Here is a 24059-nt window from a genome sequence, read left to right on the forward strand (position 1 = left end):
TGAACCACTAAAAAAAGGCGTACAAAAAAGGACACCCTGCGGTAAAAACGCTGTGGTGTCCTTTTGGACTTGCTATATGTTATTCTCAGTCGCCGCGGAAGGCGCGTTTCACTCGATCAAAGAAAGATTGTTCATGCTCATGTGTTTGCTCTCCATCCAGCGCAGCAATTTGGCGAAGCAGATCTTTCTGCTCGTCATTCAGCTTACTAGGTGTAACTACAACCACTTTCACATGTTGATCCCCTTGCCCCATACCGCGCAGGCGTGGTACGCCTTTGCCTTTGAGACGGAAATACGTTCCCGTTTGTGTACCGGCTGGTACTTTCAACTTCACTTTCTCGGTCAACGTCGGGATCTCAACCTCATCTCCCAGAGCTGCCTGAGCAAAGGTAAGTGGGATTTCGCAATAAATATCGTCGCCTTCACGCTCGAAGAAATCATGTGTCTTCACGCGAATGACAATATACAGATCTCCGGCTGGTCCGCCACGCAGGCCTCCCTCGCCCTCACCTGTCATACGCAGTTGCGCGCCGTCATCTACACCCGCTGGAATGCGAACATGGATTTTGCGTTGCTTGCGGACTTTACCGCTACCACTGCACGTCGTACATTTTTCTTTGATAATTTGGCCCGAACCACTACAGTTCGAACATGCACGACGATTAACCATACGACCAAACGGTGTATTTTGCACGACTTCCTGCTGACCGCTACCTTGGCAGACCGAGCAGGTTTCCGGTTTCGTTCCAGGTTTGGCACCTGAGCCATGACAGGTATCACAGCCTTCGGTACGCGGAATCGTAATATCGGTTTCTTTACCAAATACGGCTTCCTTGAACTCGATCGTCATTGTGTACTGCAGATCATTTCCCCGTTGCGGAGCATTAGGATCACGTCGTCCACCGCCACCGCCGCCAAAGAACATGTCGAAGATGTCGCCAAATCCGCCACCGCCAAAATCACCGCCACCACCGAATCCACCTTGATTCGGATCGACATGACCATATTGATCATATTGTGCACGCTTCTGACCGTCACTCACTACGTCGTAAGCTTCTTTAACTTCTTTAAATTTAGCTTCCGCATCAGCAGCCTTGTTTACGTCAGGGTGATACTGACGGGCAAGCTTACGGTAAGCCTTTTTAATCTCATCGTCGTTAGCCGTTTTACTAACGCCAAGCACCTCATAATAATCACGCTTTTCAGCCACTCTTCCACCCCCATATCATTCACCTTATCGCACATCGTGACAAAAGGAAAGCCAAAGCACGGGAGCCCCGGCTATGACTTTCCCTCTAATTCGAACGTCACCGATGTTTAATTCGCGTAGAACTACGAATTAGTTTTGTTTTTTATCTTCATCCACAACTTCGTAATCAGCGTCTACGACGTTGTCACGTTTTGCGGAACCTTGTTGCTCTTCAGCACCTTGCGCTTCTTGCTCTTGCGCCTGAGCCTGCTCATACAGTTTCACGGACAGTTGTTGAACGATCTCTGTCAGTTCTTCTGTAGCAGCTTTGATATCTTCCAGGTTGTCGGAAGCCAGAACGCCTTGCAGTTTTTCTTTGGCAGCATTCGCTTTTTCAACTTCGCCAGCATCAGCTTTTTCGCCAAGATCTTTAATCGTTTTGTCAACAGAGTAGATCAATTGATCTGCACTGTTTTTCGCTTCAACGAGTTCTCTGCGTTTTTTATCTTCTTCAGCGTGCAACTCAGCATCTTTCATCATTTGCTCAACTTCAGCATCGCTCAAACCGCTGGAAGAAGTAATTGTGATTTTTTGAGTTTTGTTCGTACCTTTATCCGTTGCAGATACGTTAACGATACCGTTGGCATCAATATCGAAGCTAACTTCGATCTGTGGAACGCCACGTGGAGCTGGTGGAATATCACCCAACATGAAACGTCCAAGCGATTTGTTACCCGCTGCCATCTCACGCTCACCTTGCAGAACATGAATCTCAACACTTGGTTGATTGTCTGCATAAGTGGAGAACACTTGAGATTTGCTTGTAGGAATCGTAGTGTTACGCTCGATCATTTTAGTGAATACGCCACCCGCTGTTTCGATACCCAGGGACAATGGCGTTACGTCGAGCAATACAACGTCTTTCACGTCACCTGTCAGTACGCCCGCTTGTACAGCAGCACCCAAAGCTACAACTTCATCCGGGTTAACGCCTTTGTGTGGCTCTTTACCCGTCAGTTTTTTGATAGCTTCTTGTACTGCTGGAATACGTGTCGAACCACCAACCAATACGATCTTGTCGATATCGTTAGGCGTCATACCCGCATCACTCAATGCACGACGAGTTGGTTCAAGCGTACGCTCAACCAGACCTGCAGAGATTTCTTCAAATTTCGCACGGCTCAGGTTCAACTCCAAATGTTGTGGAACGCCATCAGCAACTGTGATGAACGGCAAGGAGATCGTTGTTGTCAATACGCCGGAAAGTTCTTTTTTCGCTTTTTCCGCTGCATCTTTCAAACGTTGAACCGCTGCCTTATCTTTACTCAAGTCAATGCCTTGATCTTTTTTGAATTCACTTACGAGGTAATCAATGATTACTTGGTCAAAGTCATCCCCGCCTAGTTTGTTGTCCCCGCTAGTTGCTTTAACTTCGAAGAAGCCATCACCCAGTTCAAGAATGGATACGTCGAACGTACCGCCACCCAGGTCATATACGAGGATCGTTTGGTCTTCGGATTTCTCCATACCGTATGCCAAAGCTGCTGCTGTCGGCTCGTTGACGATACGCAGAACTTCCAAACCTGCAATTTTACCAGCATCTTTAGTCGCTTGACGCTGACTGTCATTGAAGTAAGCTGGTACAGTGATAACTGCTTGAGTTACCGTTTGACCCAGATAAGCTTCAGCATCAGTTTTCAATTTTTGCAGAATGATTGCAGAGATCTCTTGTGCGGAGTAGTCTTTGCTATCGATTGTTTCCTTGTGGGAAGTACCCATGTGACGTTTGATCGACATGATGGTACGATCCGGATTGGTGATCGCTTGACGTTTTGCTGTTTCACCTACAACGCGCTCTCCATCTTTTTTGAAACCGACTACGGATGGAGTTGTACGTGCGCCCTCCGGATTTGGAATTACGACAGCCTCGCCGCCTTCCATTACTGCTACGCATGAGTTTGTTGTTCCTAAGTCAATACCAATTACTTTGCTCATCCGAAAATTTCCTCCCTCAACAATTTAAAATGAATGGGTCTGATCTGACCCTTATTTAGATGTTCATGTTGCTAATCGTGCTCTATGTGTACAAACCTTTATATTAAACTTCGCCCACATTGTTCAACTATGGAGCCGACTCATTCCTTCCTATAAGGAATTTATGAGCTGACTTTAACCATAGCTGGACGAAGCACTTTATCTTTCAGCATGTAGCCTTTTTGGACTTCCTCAACGACGATACCTTCTTCGTACTCGTCGCTCTCCACTTGCATAATGGCTTGGTGGAATTCAGGATTGAACGGTTGTCCTACCGATTCCATAGCCGTCAGACCTTCATTATTCATCACGGTTTCCAATTGACGGAAAATCATTTGGATGCCCTTGGAGAAAGATTCGACCTCTGCTCCTTCCGGTACAGTAGCCATGGCACGCTCGAAGTTATCAATAACCGGTACCAGTTCGGTGACCAGCTTCATCGAAGCGTATTTAGCCAATTCTTCTTTTTCCTTCTGAGTACGACGACGGAAGTTATCAAAATCAGCCTGTGCACGGACATAACGCTGTTGTTGCTCCTCAGCTTCTGCCTTCAAACGTGCAAGCTCATCCTGCTCCTGATCAGCCATCTCTTCAGCTTGTGCTTCTGCAGCGCCAGCTTCATTAATAGGCTCCTGCTCAGCTGCTGTTACCTCTTGTTCTTCTGTAAATGATTGCTCCTCTTTCAAGATGTTCACCTCCTTATACGAATGAAATGGTTCATTCCCGAATCTTATTTGAAACGATGTGTCAGCATCGCCGTCAAGTCACGGGATAGTGTATTTAGAATATGAATGACACGTGCATAATCCATCCGCGTGGGTCCTAGAATACCGATCGAACCCAAAGCCTCACCGTCCAATGAATAGGAAGCTGTAATCAGGCTGCAGTTGGCAAAGGCTTCATGATCATTCTCAGTGCCGATTCGCACTTGAATACCAGATCCACCCGGCACGGGCATCATCAATTTCATGAGTGTTGGTGTCTCTTCCAGCAGGTCAAGAATATCTTTTACCTTTTCGATATCTTTAAACTCCGGTTGAGTCAACATATTGGTGGCACCACTGAGGAACAGACGATTATCATGTTCGTTATCAAAGGCACTGTTCAGCACCTGCATAACTTCCTCATAACGTGTAATATGCCGCTCCATCTCTTGCCCAAGTTCGGTATAAAGACGGGACTTCAATTTGTAGATGGGTACGCCCACAAGCTTGGTATTTAACAAACGAACCACATTTTCCATCTCGGCAACCGAGATTTCTGGTGGAATCTGTACCGTCTTGTTCTCCACCTGACCTGTATTGGTCACGATGATTGCTACAGCCTCACTCTCGTTCAGCGGAAGCAATTGAAAGTGACGTAAGGACGTATGGAATACTTCCGGTCCAAGCAGGATCGAAGTATAATTCGTCATATGTGACAAAATATTGGATGCATGCTGAATAACTTGCTCCATGACGTTCAACTTTTCAGCGAAGAACGACTTCAGATCATCCAACTCCTGAGGCTCCACTTGATTCCAAGGAACCAAATGATCGACATAATACCGATAGCCTTTATGGGATGGAATGCGTCCAGCCGATGTATGCGGCTGTTCCAGAAAGCCCATATCTTCAAGGTCCGCCATTTCATTACGGATCGTCGCCGGACTGTATCCAACATCTCCCCTTTTGGAAATGCTCCGGGACCCTACGGGCTCAGCTGAACGGATATAGTCATCCACTATAGCGTTCAGAATCATTCGTTGACGCTCTGTTAACATGGTGAGTATTCCCTCCTTCTGACTGTACTGTCCCATGTCGTTAGCACTCCGGTTAGATGAGTGCTAAGCGGTAATACAAAAATACCAAACTGACGTGAACATTGTCAAGTGAGTTTGATGAGTGGGCTCATCTATTTATAGTATAGACCAATGTCGACGAGTCCTAACAACTTTATTGAACATACTTTGAAGTAAAAAAGGACTGCATGTAGGGCAGAGGTTGACTCGGCTCGATCCATGCAGTCCATTCAGTTATTAGGCTGAAACGTTAAGCTCTTTTAATACCGCGATCTCGTCACAACAATCCTGCTTGCTGCAATGAACACAGTCAGTCCATACTTTCTCGGGGAAAATCTCTTTTTCCACCACGGCAAAGCCGTTTTTGAGGAAGAAGGATACTTCATATGTCAACGCCATCACCTTAGGAATCTGTTGTTTCTCTGCTTCTTCTACCAGTCGGTCCAGCAATCGGGAGCCAATACCGAGCCCTTTGTGTCCTTCCGAGATACCGAGTGACCTGACTTCTACCAAATCATTCCCAAGACGACAAAGTGATCCGCAACCCACCACTTCACCATCAACTTCGGCTACAACAAAGTGCTCCAGCTGTCGGTGCAGTATTTCCCGTGATCGCGGAAGCATGATCCCACGCTCTGCATAGCCCTTAATCATTTCATACAGTGGTTCAACATCTTCCGGCACAGCTTTTCTGCATATTACCGACATCCTGCTCTCCTCCTATTACCAAGCTTTCCAGAGGAAAGCTGACTTCGTAGTTGTTAAATTAACACGCTCTGTAAAATCAATATGAATAAATATACAACAGAGCGTATAGAATTTCAAGCTATGAATTCAGCGATATGGACCCGATAAACTCCGCAAAAACGTCATTTCCGAACAGGATACCCTGCTCGCTCAGTCGGAAGCCGTCTGCCGTCCGCTCAAGCAACCCTGCGTTCAACATTTTGCCCAAAGGCTTCGCAAACACTTCTTCCATGGACTCTCCGAACTGTTCGCTAAAGCGTGAGGCCGAAGCTCCCTCCAACATTCGCAGTCCAACCATCAGATAATCTTCCATAGCTTCCGGGCGAGCAATCTCAAAATGATCCAGACGAGGCAGCCCTGCACGTGAAGCTTCAACATAAGGATTTATACCTTTAATATTCATATGCCGTTCGCGGCCCACATATCCATGTGCACCTGCACCCAGACCGTAGTAGTCCTCATTACGCCAGTAGGTAATATTGTGACGACTCTCAAAGCCCGGCTTGGCAAAGTTACTGATCTCGTATTGTCCATAACCTGCTTCTTTCATACGTCTCATTAATAGAAGATACATCTCCAGTTCATCATCTTCATGAGGAAGTGGTAACTGGTTCTTCTGATACAGTGTATGGAAAAGGGTATTCTCTTCCACTTTCAGGCTGTAAATGGAGTAATGCGGCAGATCCAGTTCCAGCGCTTTGTCGATACTTTCATTCAACATCTCTACAGTCTGGTTCGGCAACCCGAACATCAGGTCAATGGACAGATTAGTCAGTCCCGCTTTTCGAGCGTTCTCCAGACTCCGATATACATCATCCGTATTATGAATACGGCCAATGCCTGTCAGCAGATCATTCTGAAAAGCCTGCACGCCAAAGCTGACACGGTTGACGCCGCCTTCTTTCATTGCAGCGAGTTTCTCCGCATCTGTTGTTCCCGGGTTGGCTTCCATCGAAAATTCAATATCGTCCGCCCAATTGGGGAAATACGTCTTCACGGAACGAAGAAATACGGCCATCTCATCCGGTTTCAAAGCCGTTGGCGTACCCCCACCTACAAATATGGTCTTGATCTCACCCGGTGGATTGGCCTTGACTGTATGTTCCATCTCCCGTTCCAGCGCTTCGAGATATTGCATCACGGGCTGATCTTTCAGAACGTAGGAGTTAAAGTCGCAATAAAAACATTTATTCGTGCAAAAGGGAATGTGAAGATACACCGCTTGGGGCGCACCTGTCTTCCGGCTGTGTGCTGCCAATGTCATGGCAAGTCCCCCTCTATTTGAAAAAAGGAAAGCCATCCGGCTTCCCTTTCAGCTTAGTTATTTAATATTCTGTGTTGTAACCATGTTGCAAGCAAACGTCCTAATCATCAATTTTCAGTACCGCCATGAATGCCTCTTGCGGCACCTCAACGTTACCAACCTGCTTCATCCGCTTCTTACCTTCCTTCTGCTTCTCAAGCAGTTTCCGTTTCCGCGAGATGTCACCACCATAACACTTGGCAAGTACGTTTTTACGCATTGCTTTTACCGTCTCACGAGCAACAACCTTGGTACCTACAGATGCCTGAATTGGCACCTCGAACATTTGCCGTGGAATCAGCTCGCGCAGTTTCTCACAGACAATGCGTCCGCGATTATAGGCACGGTCACGGTGAACGATGAAGGACAGAGCATCCACCTGTTCGCCATTCAGTACAATATCCATTTTCGCCAGATTGGACTGACGGTAACCGGACAGTTCATAATCCAGGGATGCATATCCTTTGGTACCGGATTTCAACTGGTCGAAGAAGTCATATACAATCTCTGACAACGGAATCTCATAGGTAATGGTAACCCGGGTTGTGTCCAGATATTCCATATTTACATATTCACCGCGTTTAGTCTGACACAGCTCCATAATGGTACCTACATAATCATTCGGCACGATAATATCTGCCTTGACGTATGGTTCCTCGACGTAATCAATCCGTCCCACCTCAGGATAGTTGGATGGGTTGTCGATTTTCATCACTTCACCATTTGTTAAGGTGACGTGATAGATTACACTTGGTGCCGTTGTGATCAACGGAATGTTAAACTCCCGCTCGATCCGCTCCTGGATAACGTCCATGTGAAGCAGTCCAAGGAATCCGCAACGGAATCCAAAACCGAGAGCACTGGATGTTTCCGGTTCAAAGCTTAGAGACGCATCGTTCAACTGCAATTTCTCCAACGCTTCACGCAGATCAACATAGTCCGATGTTTCGATCGGATAGAGACCACAATACACCATTGGGTTAATTTTACGATAACCCGGCAAAGGTTCCGGTGTTGGATTTTTGGCATCCGTTACCGTATCCCCGACTTGTGTATCGCCAACATGCCGGATACCTGCAACGATAAATCCAACATCACCCACGTTCAGCTCGTCCACGATGGTCATGCGAGGTTTGAACGCTCCAACTTCAATGACTTCAAATGATTTACCTGTTGCCATCATTTTGATTTTGGAACCGGATTTGATTTTGCCGTCAACAACACGCACATATACGATTACACCTTTGTACGGGTCGTAGTGCGAGTCAAAAATCAGCGCTTTCAAAGGCTGGTCAGGATCACCAGTCGGTGCCGGAACACTTTTCACCACTTGTTCCAAAATTTCTTTGATTCCGATTCCTGATTTGGCCGAAGCCAAAACCGCATTACTTGTGTCCAAACCAATAACATCTTCCACTTCCTGCTTCACCCGTTCAGGATCAGCGCTCGGAAGGTCAATTTTGTTGATAACCGGTAAAATTTCAAGATTGTTATCCAATGCCAGATACACGTTAGCAAGTGTTTGGGCTTCAATTCCCTGAGCCGCATCCACAACCAGCAGAGCACCTTCACATGCAGCAAGACTGCGTGATACTTCATACGTGAAGTCTACGTGTCCCGGTGTATCAATCAGATTCAATAAATACTCTTCACCATCATCCGCTTTGTAAGTCAAGGCTACTGCTTGTAGCTTGATCGTTATTCCACGTTCACGTTCAAGGTCCATTTTATCCAGAACTTGTTCCTGCATTTCACGTGAAGTGAGCGCACCTGTGTGCTCCAAGATCCGGTCCGCAAGTGTTGATTTGCCGTGATCTATATGTGCAATAATAGAAAAGTTACGAATTTTACGTTGTCTTGCCCGAATGTCAGTCATTCCTTACCCCCAGAAACAGCCTAGTGTCAATCACTTCATTATAACAGTTGAAGCACAGTGCATCAATCCCGTGATGTCTCAACTTTATAATAAAGTGTCATCATGCACTCCCAGAGGTTATATTGTACCTTGAAATTATGGTATTTTATTCAGCAACACCGCTAAAAAGAGAGACCACCCACTTGATTCCACTGTGTGAGAGATTTTGCAATAGTCCAGCCGTTTTGTCTGCCAACACATCAACCGGAGCCTTATTTTGATCTGCCCCAAGCACTTGGCTTGGTGACTGAACAGGTACAAATGGTGGTTCTTTAATTTCCTTTTGGACAGGTGCAGTCGGAACAGATTCGGTCACCGATGAAGTTGGCTCAGTTGTCACAACGGTTGACGTGCCTCCTGATGGATTGCCCATATGAAAGTTGCTGCCAGCCAGCTGCATTCCAAACAGAATACCCAGCAACATTAATACAGCGATGGATAACAGTCTTTTACCGAATCTGGACATGTACATTGCCTCCTGTCACGCTCTACTATTTTTCTTTCTTACATATATGGTTCCTATCCACCCTGCGACGAAGTTTTGGCACTGGCTTTGTCCACCTTCTGATCTTCCCAATACACTTGGGCAATCATGTCTGCTAGAATCTTCGATGTCCGTTGGAGCTCAGCTCCTGTGTTGTCGATGCCACCAATCTCAATCAAAATGCTATTTGGTGAAAGGGTTTGGTTATACTCTCCATTGTTGGCTCCTCCGCCATCTTTGCCCCACACACCACGGGATACCCCAGGATACTTCGATTCCAGTTTCTTATGAATTTTCGCTGCAAAGGCTTCATTCTGCCGCCAATTTGGATTTTCATGTCCAATAATGAAATATACTTTGGCGTAGCCCAAGTCATTAATAGTGGTTGTTGTTTTGCCATGACGCTGTGAATCGCGATGAATGTCTATGAGATACGTCAGATCATCATTTTGAGCGAGTGCCGCTTTTACCGTTTGACGGGAGTATTTATAGGAATAGTTCCAGTTGTAGTCCTTAACTTTAGTGGGGTAATCATCCTTGGCGTGTTCTACGCCGATTCCCAGCTTCTTCAGACTGTCTGAGAGGTAGGTTCCCACTTGAAACACATTGCCTGTTGATTTGCCTGATGATGGATTATCACTTTTTGTACCTAGTAGTGGATTGTAGCCTTCACGTGGATGGGAATGATAGATAAGAATTGACTTTTTACCTGTTGTCGGTGAGCCTGAATTGTCTTTCTCACCATTCTTCGCTGGGGGATCCTCTTTACCTTGTCCATCTCCAGGCTCACTCGACTCAGGTGGATCCGTATTGTCCTGACCTGGTGGAACATGCAGCTCACTACCGGGTTTTCCTCCACCTGCAGAAGCCGTATCCGTAAGACCGGGACCTGGCTGATAATCTTCGGGAGCCTCGGCTTTTTCGTTACCAGATCCAGGACGGAGCAGAACAGGTTGGTTGGAACCCATGCCCGGCATTTCTCTCGCAATCAGGCTCTTCGGATCTTGAGGATTTACATTTGTTAGTAATTGGAAAACAAAAGAGGTGAGATTCTCACCGGATATGGCAGAGGTCTGTTCCTTCTGGGTGAGATGGGGCATCTCCATACCGAGCATATCGACAAAAAAGCGGCTTGATACGGCACTCGCAAATCCTTTCATGGAAGAAACGGGGGAATTATTCAAGCGTTTCTCTGCCATCCCCCCCAGACCCAGTACGACAAAAAACAAGGCAGATATGATCATAAGCAACAACAACGTACGGCCCATGGCCAGCACGTGCAGACATCTTTTTTTCCACTTCCCAATATTCCAGGCCAATATCTTGTTCATTCTGCTGTCTCCTTCCCTGCTGGACAACTCTTATACTTCAACTCTATGAGCCCGCCCAAATTGATAGAACAGGAAAATGAAAGATTCCAGAAACAAAAAAAAGAAAGTCCGATAGATTCGGACCTTCTTCTCAGCAGTTTTAGTTTTAATGTGTATAGGCGGCTACGTTATCCGGATTCACGGCATCATGGAGTGCGGCGTTAAGTCCTGTAGCGATAACATTGGCAATTCCCTCAATAAACTCATCGATTTCCTTTGGGGTAACAATGAGGTCATGACCCAGTGGCTCCAGTACCTCTTTGACCAGACTCAAGCGATCTTGCTCACCGATGTCGTCCAGCATACCCATGATCTGTTTGGTCTGATCCGTTTCCTGGCGGAAGTGTGAGCGCATCATCTCAATCACATTGTTCACAATGGTGGACGCATAACATACGGTTGGTACTCCGATGGCGATGCAAGGCACACCTAATATCTCACGGGTCAGGCCACGCCGTTTGTTTCCAATACCGGAACCAGGATGAATACCAATGTCCGCTACCTGAATCGTTGTATTTACACGTTCCAAGGAACGGGAGGCCAAGGCATCAATCGCAATAATGGCATCCGGCTTGGTCCGGTCTACAATTCCCTGTACGATGTCACTGGATTCAATGCCTGTTGTTCCTAACACGCCGGGAGCAATCGCGCTGACTTCCCGATACCCTGGCGCTACCTGATCTGGCACCAATTCGAAATACTGACGGGTTACCATCAGATTTTCCACAACAAGTGGACCGAGTGAATCCGGGGTGACATTTAAGTTGCCCAGGCCAACAATCAAGACCTTGGATGTTTTGTTGATTCCGGCCTTAACCATAAAATCTTCCATTTCACGTGTGAACTCGGCAGCAACTCGCTCCTGTAACTCGGTATCACCATTCCGGAGGGAAGGTACTTCCAAGGTGACATAGTGACCTTTCACCCGACCAATGGCCGTGGCTGCTTCTTCAGTCAGGACATCAATACGTGTAATCGTAATGCCCTCTTTTTTCTCCACATCTTCCCGCAGTCCGGGAATCGTCTGTTTCTGTCCACCTTGCGCCATTTCCTTGGAGTCGATCGCCAAATCGGTACGAACTGTATAGTTTTGCAAATCCAGTGTCATTCTGTCCCTGCCTCCCTTACCGCATTTGAGCATATTGTGTGGGAAAAAGGGTTTCTTTATACAGCATGTCGAACATCGTAGGAATATCTGTTGCATTTTACATGCTAGCGTGATAGAATATTTTAAGTTGTGAAACGTTTGTATTCATGCAAATGCCTTACAGGAGGTGAATGTAATGCCAAACATCAAATCCGCTGTTAAACGCGTAAAAACGAGCGACAAGCGCCGCGCACTCAACGCTTCCCAGAAGTCTGCACTCCGTACAGCTGTTAAAGCTGCTGATGCTGCTCTGGTAAGTAACGAAGTTGATACTGCAAAAGCTGCGATTCAAGCTGCTTCCAAAAAGCTGGACAAGGCTGTAACTAAAGGTCTGGTTCATAAAAATGCTGCAGCACGCAAAAAGTCTCGCTTGGCGAAAAAACTGAACGCTCTTTCCGCACAAGCGTAAGAAGCGTTACTTATACGATCCAATGGAAAAATCCTGAACAGCATAGGCTTTCAGGATTTTTTAGTATCTGATTCGATAAGTATAAGACACAGACAAAGCGACCTTTATTCCGATGATCTAACCATCATGGAGCAAAGGTCGCTTTGTTTGTTATTCACACTAGTAATCTATTACGGTTACTTATCCATTCATGCACCAAGTCTCAATAAGAACAGCTCCAGACCAAGCACTTTATCCACCGCTCCTGTTTTCATCTGGTAATCCAGCTCGCTGAGGTGACTCAGAATCATTCTCAGACGTTCCGGCTGAAATTTGCGGGCTTGCTCACCTGCAATCTTAACAGCATACGGATGCAGACCTAGCTGACTGGCAATCTGCTGCTGGGAGTAACTTTGTTGTCCCAACTCTTTCACCTGGATCATGATCCGAAACTGACGAGCGATTAAAGCCGCAATTTTAATCGGTTCTTCCCGCTGCTTCAGCAACTCATAGAAAAGAGCCAATGCTTTCTCCAGTCGCAAATTTGCGAGTTCCTCCACTAGTGAAAATACATTCTGCTCTGTACTGCGGGCAACCAGTGACTCGATATCAGCACGCTTGATTGTCCCCCCATTACCCGCAAACAAACATAACTTATCTACTTCAGCAGACAGGGTCTGAAGACCTGTTCCTGCATAGCTGATCAACGTTTCCGCCGCTCCCGTCTCCAAGGAAACATCCCGCTGCTTCGCCAGTTTCACTATCCAATTCAATAACTCTTCTCCACTGAGTGGAGCAAAAGCAAGAACGACTGCCTGTTTCTTGACAGCTTTCACCAGTTTCTTACGCTCATCCAGCTTATCCCCTTGGGCCAGGAAAACAATCGTACTGTAATCTGCCGGATTTTCCATATATGTAAGCAGACGATCAACCTGATGTTCAATCTTGGATTCTTTACCTGCGGTGAACAGGCTCGCATCCCTTACAATAATTAATTTGCGTGGAACCAGAAAAGGTACAGTCTCCGCTTCTTCAATAACGACCTCCACAGCCGTTTCAGACAAATCATATGGAATAATCGCAAAATCACGATGTTCTTCTTCAATAACCTGCTCTTTTAACATATCCGTAAATTGCTGTATCTGGTACTTCTCCGTTCCGTACAGCACATAGATCGGTGCCGTTTCTCCATTACGTATTGCCTTTGTTGCACTTTTTACATCCATTCACGGCGCCTCCTTATCCCTCTTATCCTACCAGAAAACATGCAAGACAACAAAGGGACCTTACATCCAGTTATGGATGAAGGTCCCCTGTCCTACATCTATATAAACGCAGACACCAGCAGTTCTAGAAAAAGCCGGAGCGCGGTCATACGACGTCAGTTGTTTGAACTGAGATAGGACGTTTTGTTACTCCACTATATGCTTGTCATACTGAAAATGTTCTTTCGTTGAGAGGAGCGCACTCCCCAATTTTAATTATTTCGAAGAAGCTCCACCTGAAACAGCAGGCACATTAAACGAGTTCTTCGCCGTTGTTCCGTCCTTGTCCGTTTCGTAATTAAATAGGGTACCATCCTTCGACCAACTCGCTGACTTCAGTGTCCCATCTATACTGCGTTGTTCAACCAAATTTAGAACATCCGGTTCGCTCGCAGGTTTGGAGTATATGCTGATTTGATCACCAATAAGCATAACTACATAAGAGCCGTCAGGGGATTTCCATTCTTTTGGTGCTGCCGTTGTTGTCATTTCCTGATCCTGTCCTGCTGCAAAACCTTTGTTTCCTCCAGAAGCGTCTGCACCTGCACTTGAATCAGGTACAGTGTTACCTTCAACCGGAACATCTTCAGTCATATTAGGTGTTGTATCCTGAGAAGTGAAGGATTGCGCATCTCCATTTTCCGTTTCTGTTATTCCATTCTCTTCGCCATCTGCAGAAGATTTAGGAGAATCTCCTGATCCCTGAATTCTCTGCTCAGAATCTTGGTTCTGAACCTGATTATTCTGATTATCCGTCGAAGGAGTTCTGGACGAATTATCCTGCGGCCCTTTATTCGGAGCAGGCGTTGATTCTGTAGCCGGTTGTTTAGGTGTCGGATCTGACTGAACTTCAGGCTCCTGTACCCCATCTCCACCGTTCTCTTCAGGAATTGTTTCTACGTCTTGGTTATCTGGTTTAGTTGGTGAAACATTCGATTGATCCACAAACACATCGTTGCTGCTTGGTTGGGACGAAGGGGCAGGATCATAATTTTCAATATTCTTGCTTAATGAATTCTCATCCAAATTGCCGCCCTCTTGAGAAGCTCCAGAGCTCATTAGCATGGAATCGGCATTCTCAATCTGTTCAGGCGGATTCCCCCAGATGGCGAATCCCAATATAACTGCCGCAGCCGCTGCACCCATGGACATACGTCCCGCCATCGAGTTAAGCCATTTTTGCTTCGTTTTCCGCTCACTTGAACGTTGTAAATTCTCAAATGTAGCGGGGACAGGATTCATTTCCTGTATGGTGCTACTTTGTTCCTTCCGCGCTTCGTCAATGGCATCAAGTTGTGGCATAATCGCATCAACCAGACTAAATTTCGGGCTTACTTGCGGTAATTCTTCCAGTTCTCTGGAAAGAGCTCTGAGTAAACTAAAATTCTCGGCGCACTCCGGACACTTTGCCACATGCTGTAGCATCTGCGCGGTTTCCGCCTCGCCCAGATCATGATCCAGATAGCGGTGCATCCATTCCACCACCTCTTCGCATTTCATCCTGTCACACCACCTTTCTGATATTCCTGTAGTAGATTCTGTAACTGCTGTCTGGCTCTAAATAAATAAGATTTCACCGTATTCAACGGAAGATCGAGACAATCCGCAATTTCATTGTAGGATAAGTCCTGCAAATATCTTAGAACAATAACGGTACGATGGTGCTCGGGAAGCTTGTTGATCGCATCCTGAATGTCCTGGGCCACATATGTAGACATGACCTCGTACTCCACATCCTGATTATCCTGAAAAACCATGTCATGTTCGTCAATGGAGACGGACGGCTTGGTTCTTCTGAATTTATCAATACAGATGTTCGTGACGATGCGTTGTACCCATGTTTTGAATTGGGCCTTTTCTTCGTATGAATTGATTTTGGTGTAAATTCGGATCAACGCTTCCTGAGCAGCATCCAAAGCGTCCTGTTCATTATTTAGAATGTAATATGCGGTCCGATAGACATGTTGTTCAATCTCCCGCAATAGGGTAATTAGAGCGTCGCGATCGCCCGATTGAGCGGCTCTGATGAGTTCCGGCTCTACCACAAAGGATCCCCCTCTCCCTGCAACCTTACAGACGTGATCATCAATAAAATTGTTGCAAAGTTAAGTATTTTTTTAATTTGCCATAACAAAATAACGGCGTATGTATTAGGGCCGCTGAAATCTTCTCTTAGAATAACAGAAATTGCATAACGAGTCACCAAACGTATCCAAAAACGATTCCATTACTTACACGACTCAATTCAAATGCAATGGCATACATTATAGATAAGCACTTTTTTGGTTCCTAAAATAAAAAAAGTCGAAATTTGTCCAAATTTAAGCTGATTTTAATGCAATTTTCATGAAAATAGTGTATTGTAAATTTACATTCATAAACACGAGGTGATGAGCATGCCAGCTCTTGCGAAAATTCAAGCTTTAAAAGAACAAATGCCCAAAGAATACCAAAGTATTTCCCACTTTGTGGAACATGCATTGGAGTCCATTGATACTCTGGTCGAGGAACATCGGAAGTACGTAGCTGCACAGGCATTATACGGCGATAAAATCGTTGGATCGGAAGAACGCTTGTACAGAGAAACCGTACTTGATGTCAGAGCACAGCTGTTGATGACTCTTGAGAAAACGGTAGAAGATCTGTTGCACAAGGGAGATAAACACTGGAACAAACACTTTAAGGACGGCGTTGAATAGTTCTTATATCTCTTCTACAATTTGAAAAAATGGCCCGTTTTCCGATATTCTCCCTCGTGGAGTGTAACGGAAAGCGGGCTTTTTTTGTGCTGTGCTGTAACCTGCAATCAAATGAAGTGATGAATTGGTATATTCATCAGTAAATCGCCATCAGTTTGCCATTGAGAAACCCTAAAGCTCTTATGCCTGCTGAGCTGCCATACACCCAAACTTCGATTTTGCCTTTTGAACTCGTTTCATACGTAATGTTCGATGGATCTCCCCATGCAAGGCGCACCTGAGTTATGTTCATTCCTAGAGCTACCTCTCCACCAATGATTTTATTCCAAGTGGACTTGGACCAATTGTATTTCTTATACGGATCAGAAGAGAAGAATTGGTTGGAATCGGCAAGCATCTCCGTCACACTGGAAGGTGTACCTCCTGCGTAAGCGGAAACGGTTTTTCCTTTTGCATTACGGAAGATAATAGAGTAACTTCGATCACCGTATTTAATCTTCTCAATTTTGATATCTGATATGGTCACTTTACTGAATCGTTGCCCTAAACTCGTATCACTGTTGATCCAGTAGGACTTGCCAATGAAGCGAGCAAGATTCCCCAACTCTTTTTTCTTAATCAGTGCAAGTGTATCCTTCGATTCCACCACAATAGAAGAATTTCCAACCAGCACCTTGGCCTGTTTTAGCTCAGCATCCCATTGAACCTGAATACCCGCAGCCCGTCTTAACAAGTCTGCTGGAAATACAGTTTGTCCTCCAATGGTTTGTACTTTCCCTTTCAATTTCAGCTCTTTGTTGTTTAATCGCGCAACAGCACTTCCCTTTTGCAAAGTAATACTGTCATCTCCAAATTGAATCTCAAAAGATGAGCCCTTCACATCAATTGTGGCTCCCAATGTTTTGAACACCGACTGTACTGGCAAGTATACATTTCCATCCAGCAATGTGGCCCCTGATAACTTTTGCTCTGAATCAACGTTCAGTTGAAGACTTGAAGCCAAATCTCCTATCTTCAATGTCACTTTGGTTGTTCCCATGCCCGTAACCTTTAGTTTGCCTCCTGCCTGAATCTGTGCAACTTGGGGCTGCTCCACTATAAGTTCTTCAGGCAATGGCGCACGTTTGTTTTTGAATCCATTACTATAATTCTCCTGAACGGTAAGGGTAATCGTATCCCCAATATTAGCGTCCTTGGAAGATGCCGCAAGTGTCACTTGATTTAACGCAGGAGCTGATAGAGGAGCTAACTTTCCATTATCATATGTAGCCCATGATCCATCCTGTAACTGTGCATATAGTTCATCCAGATTAGGCGCATACACCATCCGCGATACGTTACTTAAACCCGGCAGTTGCTCACCCTTATATTTGGCAGTTCGATCGTAGCTCCAGACGGTTCCATCCTGCTTCACCGTGAGCAGCTTATGCGTACTCCCCCACCAAATCAAAGATTGCACATTATTTGCAACCGTGATGTAGTCATCCTCATATAGCATACTTACGATCACTACCGAGCCATCATTTTTCAGCACAGCTGCGTAAACACCATTTGTTGCAATTGCTTTACCATCAGGTACATTTCCAGCTTTACGTATTTTGTTGTATTTGTCATAATATATATCTCCTGATGAAGATAATGCAGTATAAGAAGAATCTCTCCCAGAACTATCCCGATAAGAATCCGCATCGATAATCGATTCCAAAACCTTAGCCTGATCATCAAAATTATAAAGGTTTCCATCCTGAAGCTGAACCCATCCATGGCCATATACCTTAATCACACCATTGAATTGTTTCGTTACTGGTTTATGCGCATTGTCCTTATCCCACCGAATCACTTGGCCATCGGCAGTCCACCCAAAGATGAAATGGTTGTCAGATTTTGAAATACCAATCAGTTTTCTATTTTGTGTCCATACTCCACTTATGATCCCTTTAGACCAAAGTGTACCATCGTCCAGCAAATAGTCATTCCGGTCAAGAACTGAAGTGATGGAGTTACCCGATCCAGATGATGCCAAAGCGGAGGACTGTCCTGCGATCAAACCGATAACTAAAAATCCAATCCATAGGGCTATCGCTTTTCTAATCCATTTCACTCTAAACTTCTGAGTTGCATTACAGTTCCTTTTACTTTGTGTCATTTCTACAAGTTCCATTTTCTTGATCCCCTCATTATTATGTATAGTGCTAGTGCTACGATCACTAAGTATCTCTATCCCTCCTCGAAGGTGGGCCTAACTATTATTCGGTAAAAATAACCATAATCCTGCAACAAAACTCACCTAACAATAATAAAACCGCAACTAAACCATATTTTCACATAACTCTAACAAACCAAATACAAATGATTGCATTTAATAATCTAAAATAGAAAATATATTACAGACTAAATAGAGCGTGCAACCGTAACAAAACTATAAATGGATATGCGGGAGATTAAATGAATCTAATCATATTTTTCAAATACTTCTTGGGATTCTTTCTACTCAGTAGTGTGTTATTGATTGCATTTAATATGATAATCTGGCATAAAAGTTGGGATCAAATTGATCATATACTAAACTTATTCAGTGCAACTATAATTAGCTTGCCGATTAGTATCTCAAATGCAAGAGAGTGAGAGTAGTTCCTCCCTAGTCAACTATACTAACTGACAGCCAAACTATCCTCATAACGCATAAAGATTGAAATGTGTTATTATCATGAAATTCAGAAAGAAGTCGTTCGCAACGGAACGACTTTTTTCTGTTATGGATTAACCAAGTACTACTTTCTCAATATCCCTCACTCATTCTTTCTCAGCCTGTGTATGCTAAAATATAGTAAGTCCCTAAGTCTATCAGTTGTTGAATATAGTTATTCAAGATGGAGGTCAATATACGAATGACAAAAACCCATAGAATCAATAGGCCGCGCGGAAAAATACTTGCAGCTGTACTAACTGCAGTGTTCATTTCACTTGCAATGGGGATATATCACTATGTCCCTATAGATGAAAGATTAGAGAATACTTACTATTATTCATTCGGGTATCAATTTGCGGTTGGATTATTGATTAACCTCGCTATTTTACTTTTCTTACTTACGCCACTTTCTATATTGGTGGATGGATTACGTTTATACAGAAAAAAAGATAATACGTATATGAGATTGCTTGTTGCAATCGTTGCATATGGTCTATTAGGCTTCATAGGTGGGATCATCTACTCGATATTTACACTTAACTTCAATACTTTTTCTGCTCAAACTATCCACATTGTTCTATGTTCTCTTGTCTTTTTAACCTTCCAGTTGGTATTAAATCGGAGTTTTCTTCACTCATCTTCACACCGATAAATAGATCGCGTGCCGTCATAACCGTTTTATAAACACTTCAACCTGGTTATTATGCAGCCTTGTAAAATCGTCACTCAACCCCGACCAACTTGTACCGGATAGCAATCTCCCCATCTTTCACCCTCATCTGAACCTCGCCCATCTGATCTGTCCGATAAATATCTGACCCGGCAGCTTCCAGACGTTCCATCACTCCCGGATTGGGATGCCCATATGTATTGTTAACTCCTGCAGATATCACGGCGGTTCTGGCATTCCAGTATTGGAGCCAGGCTTCGGTTGACGACGTTTTACTCCCATGATGAGCGACCTTTAGAACGTCAATGGATACAGATGCTGAAGCATCATTTAAATTACCTTGCAACGGGCGTGTAAGTACCCTTTGTACAACCCCCTCTGTAACTCCAATATCTGCACCTTTCTGTTCAAACTGGGCAGCCAACGAGCCATCCTGAATCATATAGAGCAGGTCCTGCTCGGCTGCTGCATCCATATCCCCAGTGAACAACATGGAAGTGCCAGCCATGTCCAGCAAAAAAACAACGGAATCATGATTCTGGTGTTCAGACACAGGCAAACTGCCCGATACATTTACATCCATATGTGCCAGATCTGGAGCTATAAAATGTAAACTTGTCTCCTTATCAACCTTATAGGACATGCCCTGCCGAATGGCGTACAGAGGAATCTTCCGTTCCATGGCTGTATTCAGCAGCTTATCAAAGCTATCCTTACCGCTGGTCGTGCCATTAAACATGAAACGTTTAACTGGAATCTGTTCCAGCACAGCCTGTAGTCCTCCGGCATGATCTTGGTCAGCATGCGTGACAATGACAGCATCCAGTTGATGGATGCCTCTTTTTTTCAATAGAGGAACAACCACCTTAGCCCCCACCTCATACGGATCACGTCTTGTTTTCCATGATTGTTCGGTGTTCCCAAAACTAACCGTTCCCCCGCCATCCACCAGAATGTGTTTGCCTTCCGGGGTTGTAATCAATGTGCTGTCTCCCTGACCAATATCCAAAAATTGCACGATGCCGGTTCCAGCAGGCTTGGGAGTCTGATATGCCCACCACAATCCAGCAATAAAGCTGATTGCGAGCAACCCGCACAACCATTGCTGAGCTTTACTCATTCGTTCACTTGAATAATAACCCGCACCTCGTGCGGTAAATGCACTTGTATATTCCGGCCAGGCAATACTGGCTCCTAATGTCGTTAATGAAGATTCTTTTCCATCTACACGGTTCTTACCTTGATCCTGTGCCACCACCGTAGACACTGAAGAGCGAATGCCCATATTCGTCATTGAAACTGAAGGTTGTCCCCTCACAAGAGGAGCCGTCTCTTCCTCAACAAACGCTGTTTCTTGCTGCTCACCATTGCCACGATGCAACAGGTAGAGTAAGGTATACAACACAGCATAATATGCGGCAATCCATAACAAGGGCGGTGTTGCCCAGATCAACACAAAACCTGGCAGACTGTTCATCCACTCCACGCTTACAAATGTCAGTTGATTCAATTGCATCGCTATCCATGCGAGGGGTTTCGCCAAAGGAACCCATATGAATGACAATAACATGGCGACCGTCCCCAGAGGTAATACAATAGCACTGATCAACGAAACCAGCAGAAAGTTGGCTACAAATGAAAGTAGTGAGAACTGGTTGAAATACAAAATGGTTACTGGGAACGAAATCAGCTGAGCGGTCACGGTAACGGATGCCGTTGCAGCCAGAGACTTCGGCCAGCTGCTGAACAGCCGGTTAATCAATGGCATGTATATCATCAGACCTGCGGTAACGAGAAAGGATAACTGGAAGCTCACGCTTAGCAAAAAGTACGGGTCCCACCACATCATCAGCAATGCTGCTGCACTGATCATCTGAAGACCGTCTCTGGCGAGGCCACGGCGTGCCATGTACAACCCAATCATGGACATAATTCCTGCCCGAATCACCGAAGGTGAACCTCCGGATAACAGCACATAAGCTGGCACCAGGATCAGAACAATTGTGAGTGCCGTCTCTCTGGTAAGCCTTAGCCAAGATAGAATGAGAAGCAACGAAGCAACATATACAGCGACATGGGTTCCGGAGATTGCCAGGATATGCGTTAGACCGAGTTGTGAAAACTGACCATAGGTACCTGGATCGATATCAGTAGCCATCCCGATAATCAGGCCCTTCATATATCCAGCATGAGGCTCTGGAAATAACAGCTCAACCGCCGAGCCCAACTTATGCCTAGTCCAATCCGTCCACCGTAGTACGTTATATTGTCCAAGTCCCTCAGGAGCAACTACTGTGACCGAACTGGCTCCCTTCACTTTGAACAACCAGTGGATATGCAGGGTGCGCAAGTAACTGCGATAATCAAACCCGCCAAAGTTCCTGGCTTCACCAGGAAGGACAAAAGAACCATTAAGCGTAATCAAATCGCCCCTCTTCCATCCCGCTGCTACCTGTTGTTCTTCTTCCTCCAACAGTCTGACTTGTACCATCAATTGTTCATCTATGTTGAATGCAGATGATGCTGCCAGATCTGTATCTGCTGATGAATCCGATAAGGGCAATATTGCAGACATCTGAATCTTAAAGTCAGCCCGATCTCCATCAATGCGTACATCTGACACCAGCTCACCCTGAATTTCAGCTGACCATCCGTCCAACTCATAAGCTGCGATATGCAGGGTCTCCGGCAGACTGCTATGATTGCGTGAGTCATTCCACTCCCAATGTGTAGCGCCTCCAATAAAGGCAGCGAGTAAAAATAAAACAGACCATCCACGCACATCTATAAAACGAAGTAAAAGTGGCAGACATGCCAGAGCTCCAATTAACCCCCAGATTAATGTCCAGCCTGTTAACGCGCATGCTATTACGCTCCCGCACATCCAACAAATCGTAAAACTTAATAACGGTCTGCCTTTCATTTCTACCCCTCCTTCATTTCACCCGTTGAACGCAGAAAAACCCCCGGGAAGCCGATTCAGGCTTACCGGAGGTTCTCCCTCACGTATTCGATCATATTTACATTAATTGCTCACGGTCATCATCGTTTCCCGCGGGGGCTGGTAATTCTCCAGCCTGCGAAACGTTATTCCCTTCTGTTCCATCATATTTGTAACCTTGCCGGTATCTTTAGGATAAGAACGATGAAACACGATTTCTGTAATCCCGCTATTCGCCAACATATTGGCACATGTCCAGCACGGTTCGTCAGTCACATACACAGACGAGCCTTCGCGGTCGATTCGATCTGTGAATAAAAGCAAATTTTGCTCCGCATGAATTGTGCGAATGCATCGTTGTTTTTTCACCATTTCTTCTTGCCCATCGGTCACGACCAACTCATACTCTTCCGATATCATGCAACCTGCTTCAGAACAATCCGGGACGCCGGTGGGTGCACCATTATAGGCTGTTCCCAGCAGTTTCTTTCCCTGAACAAGAACGGCACCCACATGACGACGCGAACAGCGGGAACGGGTGGAAACCATATACGCGATGTCCATAAAATACGTATCCCAGTCCTTGCGTACCTCTGTACTCATGCTGCTTTCCTCCCGCTTAATACAATTTATATTTTATATTTTACCGGATCTGCACATACGGCGCCATCTTCTCCAGCATCTTCATCCCGATTCCTTTGACCTTTGTCAGATCACTGACTTTTGCAAAAGGACCATGTGTATTCCGATAGTCCACAATAGCTTGAGCTTTCTTCTCCCCAATTCCGGGAAGCTCAATAAGCTTGGAGACAGGAGCGGTATTCACATCAATCTTGCCATTGTCGCCAGCTTCCTCACGAACTACAGGTGGATTACTGCTTGATGCCGTCTCCGAAGTAACCGAAGGATCAGAATTCGTACCCTGCTTAACTGGTTCAATCGAAGTAGCAGCATCTGAAGGGTTATCGTTCGTCTGATTTGGAGTTTGAACAACTGAATCACCTTCAACCCCAACGCTCGCAAGCTCTTTAGACTCATCTGCCTTTGCATCATTTCCAGTCTGCAGCCCACTTGCCTCGGTTCCCGAAGAAGATGCTCCTGTATTGCCCTGAACCGAATTAGCCGACAGTACAGCAGGGAGTTCCTGCTCTATCGTCGGCTTCTCGGTGTCGAGCTGCAAGGCTTCCCAGCCACTAGGTGGTTGTTCACTTTTGCCCGACCATAATATTAGTATACTTCCAACCACCGCAGCAGCAATGGTCATCCCTTTGTTCCATCTCATTCTTCCACACCTCTCCCTGAATTCAAAGTCATTCATTTCGAACACGGGCGGTGCTTCCGAACCGTTGTACTTTCCTGATGAAACAAGTTGTGCATTTTTCATGTCATGTGAAACAGGTCCTCACGCATAGAATAGAGGGAATGAACTGCGCCAGTA

19 protein-coding genes are annotated in these 24059 nt (G+C 45.3%); 2 read left to right on the plus strand and 17 right to left on the minus strand.

The window, feature by feature from the left end; all coding sequences use genetic code 11:
- Positions 1 to 85 precede the first annotated feature (85 nt).
- From dnaJ to gpr, 10 genes are all read right to left on the minus strand, one after another.
- Complete coding sequence (gene dnaJ, locus ACETMN_RS24115; RefSeq protein WP_091013948.1) at positions 86 to 1210, minus strand: molecular chaperone DnaJ; 1125 nt, start codon at positions 1208 to 1210, stop codon at positions 86 to 88.
- Between the two features lie 129 nt (positions 1211 to 1339).
- On the minus strand, positions 1340 to 3184 hold the full coding sequence (gene dnaK, locus ACETMN_RS24120; RefSeq protein WP_105599753.1) for a molecular chaperone DnaK: 1845 nt from the start codon (positions 3182 to 3184) through the stop codon (positions 1340 to 1342).
- 161 nt (positions 3185 to 3345) lie between these two features.
- Positions 3346 to 3909 (minus strand): nucleotide exchange factor GrpE, encoded by a 564-nt coding sequence (gene grpE / locus ACETMN_RS24125; protein ID WP_076211668.1) that lies wholly within the window; start codon positions 3907 to 3909, stop codon positions 3346 to 3348.
- Positions 3910 to 3953: 44 nt separating this feature from the next.
- Positions 3954 to 4985, minus strand: coding sequence for a heat-inducible transcriptional repressor HrcA (gene hrcA / locus ACETMN_RS24130; RefSeq protein WP_036615092.1), 1032 nt, complete (start codon positions 4983 to 4985; stop codon positions 3954 to 3956).
- Between the two features lie 255 nt (positions 4986 to 5240).
- Entirely contained in the window at positions 5241 to 5711 is a 471-nt protein-coding gene (locus ACETMN_RS24135; protein WP_017687214.1) for an N-acetyltransferase, read from the minus strand.
- Between the two features lie 118 nt (positions 5712 to 5829).
- A complete protein-coding gene (hemW, locus tag ACETMN_RS24140) occupies positions 5830 to 7014 on the minus strand; it encodes a radical SAM family heme chaperone HemW (protein WP_091013944.1) in 1185 nt (394 codons plus the stop codon).
- Positions 7015 to 7114: 100 nt separating this feature from the next.
- Complete coding sequence (gene lepA, locus ACETMN_RS24145; protein ID WP_036615097.1) at positions 7115 to 8929, minus strand: translation elongation factor 4; 1815 nt, start codon at positions 8927 to 8929, stop codon at positions 7115 to 7117.
- A 145-nt stretch (positions 8930 to 9074) separates the two neighbouring features.
- Complete coding sequence (locus tag ACETMN_RS24150) at positions 9075 to 9434, minus strand: hypothetical protein (RefSeq protein ID WP_091013942.1); 360 nt, start codon at positions 9432 to 9434, stop codon at positions 9075 to 9077.
- Positions 9435 to 9487: 53 nt separating this feature from the next.
- On the minus strand, positions 9488 to 10783 hold the full coding sequence (locus tag ACETMN_RS24155) for a stage II sporulation protein P (RefSeq protein WP_091013939.1): 1296 nt from the start codon (positions 10781 to 10783) through the stop codon (positions 9488 to 9490).
- Between the two features lie 145 nt (positions 10784 to 10928).
- Positions 10929 to 11930 carry a GPR endopeptidase gene (gene gpr, locus ACETMN_RS24160; protein WP_091013937.1) on the minus strand — a complete coding sequence of 334 codons (1002 nt, stop codon included), beginning with the start codon at positions 11928 to 11930 and terminating at the stop codon, positions 10929 to 10931.
- Positions 11931 to 12105: 175 nt separating this feature from the next.
- On the opposite strand from gpr, the gene rpsT reads away from it, so the two are divergent.
- The gene (rpsT, locus tag ACETMN_RS24165) at positions 12106 to 12378 is read left to right on the plus strand and encodes a 30S ribosomal protein S20 (RefSeq protein WP_024628504.1); all 273 of its coding nucleotides are present in this window, start codon (positions 12106 to 12108) and stop codon (positions 12376 to 12378) included.
- A 188-nt stretch (positions 12379 to 12566) separates the two neighbouring features.
- Here the strand turns inward: rpsT and holA are convergent, their stop codons facing one another.
- The 3 genes from holA to ACETMN_RS24180 form a co-directional block, all read right to left on the minus strand.
- Positions 12567 to 13583, minus strand: a complete 1017-nt coding sequence (gene holA, locus ACETMN_RS24170) for a DNA polymerase III subunit delta (RefSeq protein ID WP_036668560.1) — start codon at positions 13581 to 13583, stop codon at positions 12567 to 12569.
- A gap of 255 nt (positions 13584 to 13838) precedes the next feature.
- Entirely contained in the window at positions 13839 to 15122 is a 1284-nt protein-coding gene (locus tag ACETMN_RS24175) for a zf-HC2 domain-containing protein (protein ID WP_091013935.1), read from the minus strand.
- Positions 15119 to 15667 carry an RNA polymerase sigma factor gene (locus tag ACETMN_RS24180; RefSeq protein ID WP_017687205.1) on the minus strand — a complete coding sequence of 183 codons (549 nt, stop codon included), beginning with the start codon at positions 15665 to 15667 and terminating at the stop codon, positions 15119 to 15121. Before ACETMN_RS24180 ends, ACETMN_RS24175 begins: the two co-directional genes overlap by 4 nt.
- A 351-nt stretch (positions 15668 to 16018) precedes the next feature.
- Between ACETMN_RS24180 and ACETMN_RS24185 the strand changes: the two genes are divergently transcribed.
- Positions 16019 to 16321: a hypothetical protein gene (locus ACETMN_RS24185; RefSeq protein ID WP_062835531.1), complete on the plus strand. Its 303-nt coding sequence runs from the start codon at positions 16019 to 16021 to the stop codon at positions 16319 to 16321.
- Between the two features lie 136 nt (positions 16322 to 16457).
- Here ACETMN_RS24185 and ACETMN_RS24190 read toward each other — a convergent pair whose 3' ends face one another.
- The 4 genes from ACETMN_RS24190 to ACETMN_RS24205 form a co-directional block, all read right to left on the minus strand.
- Positions 16458 to 18422 (minus strand): copper amine oxidase N-terminal domain-containing protein, encoded by a 1965-nt coding sequence (locus tag ACETMN_RS24190; RefSeq protein ID WP_411735221.1) that lies wholly within the window; start codon positions 18420 to 18422, stop codon positions 16458 to 16460.
- A 1310-nt stretch (positions 18423 to 19732) separates the two neighbouring features.
- Positions 19733 to 22603, minus strand: a complete 2871-nt coding sequence (locus ACETMN_RS24195) for a ComEC/Rec2 family competence protein (protein WP_411735222.1) — start codon at positions 22601 to 22603, stop codon at positions 19733 to 19735.
- A gap of 102 nt (positions 22604 to 22705) precedes the next feature.
- A complete protein-coding gene (locus ACETMN_RS24200; protein WP_017687196.1) occupies positions 22706 to 23224 on the minus strand; it encodes a deoxycytidylate deaminase in 519 nt (172 codons plus the stop codon).
- A 40-nt stretch (positions 23225 to 23264) separates the two neighbouring features.
- Positions 23265 to 23903, minus strand: coding sequence for a helix-hairpin-helix domain-containing protein (locus ACETMN_RS24205; protein ID WP_179198431.1), 639 nt, complete (start codon positions 23901 to 23903; stop codon positions 23265 to 23267).
- Positions 23904 to 24059 lie beyond the last annotated feature (156 nt).

The organism is Paenibacillus sp. M2 (assembly GCF_046713495.1).
GTDB lineage: Bacteria > Bacillota > Bacilli > Paenibacillales > Paenibacillaceae > Paenibacillus > Paenibacillus amylolyticus_B.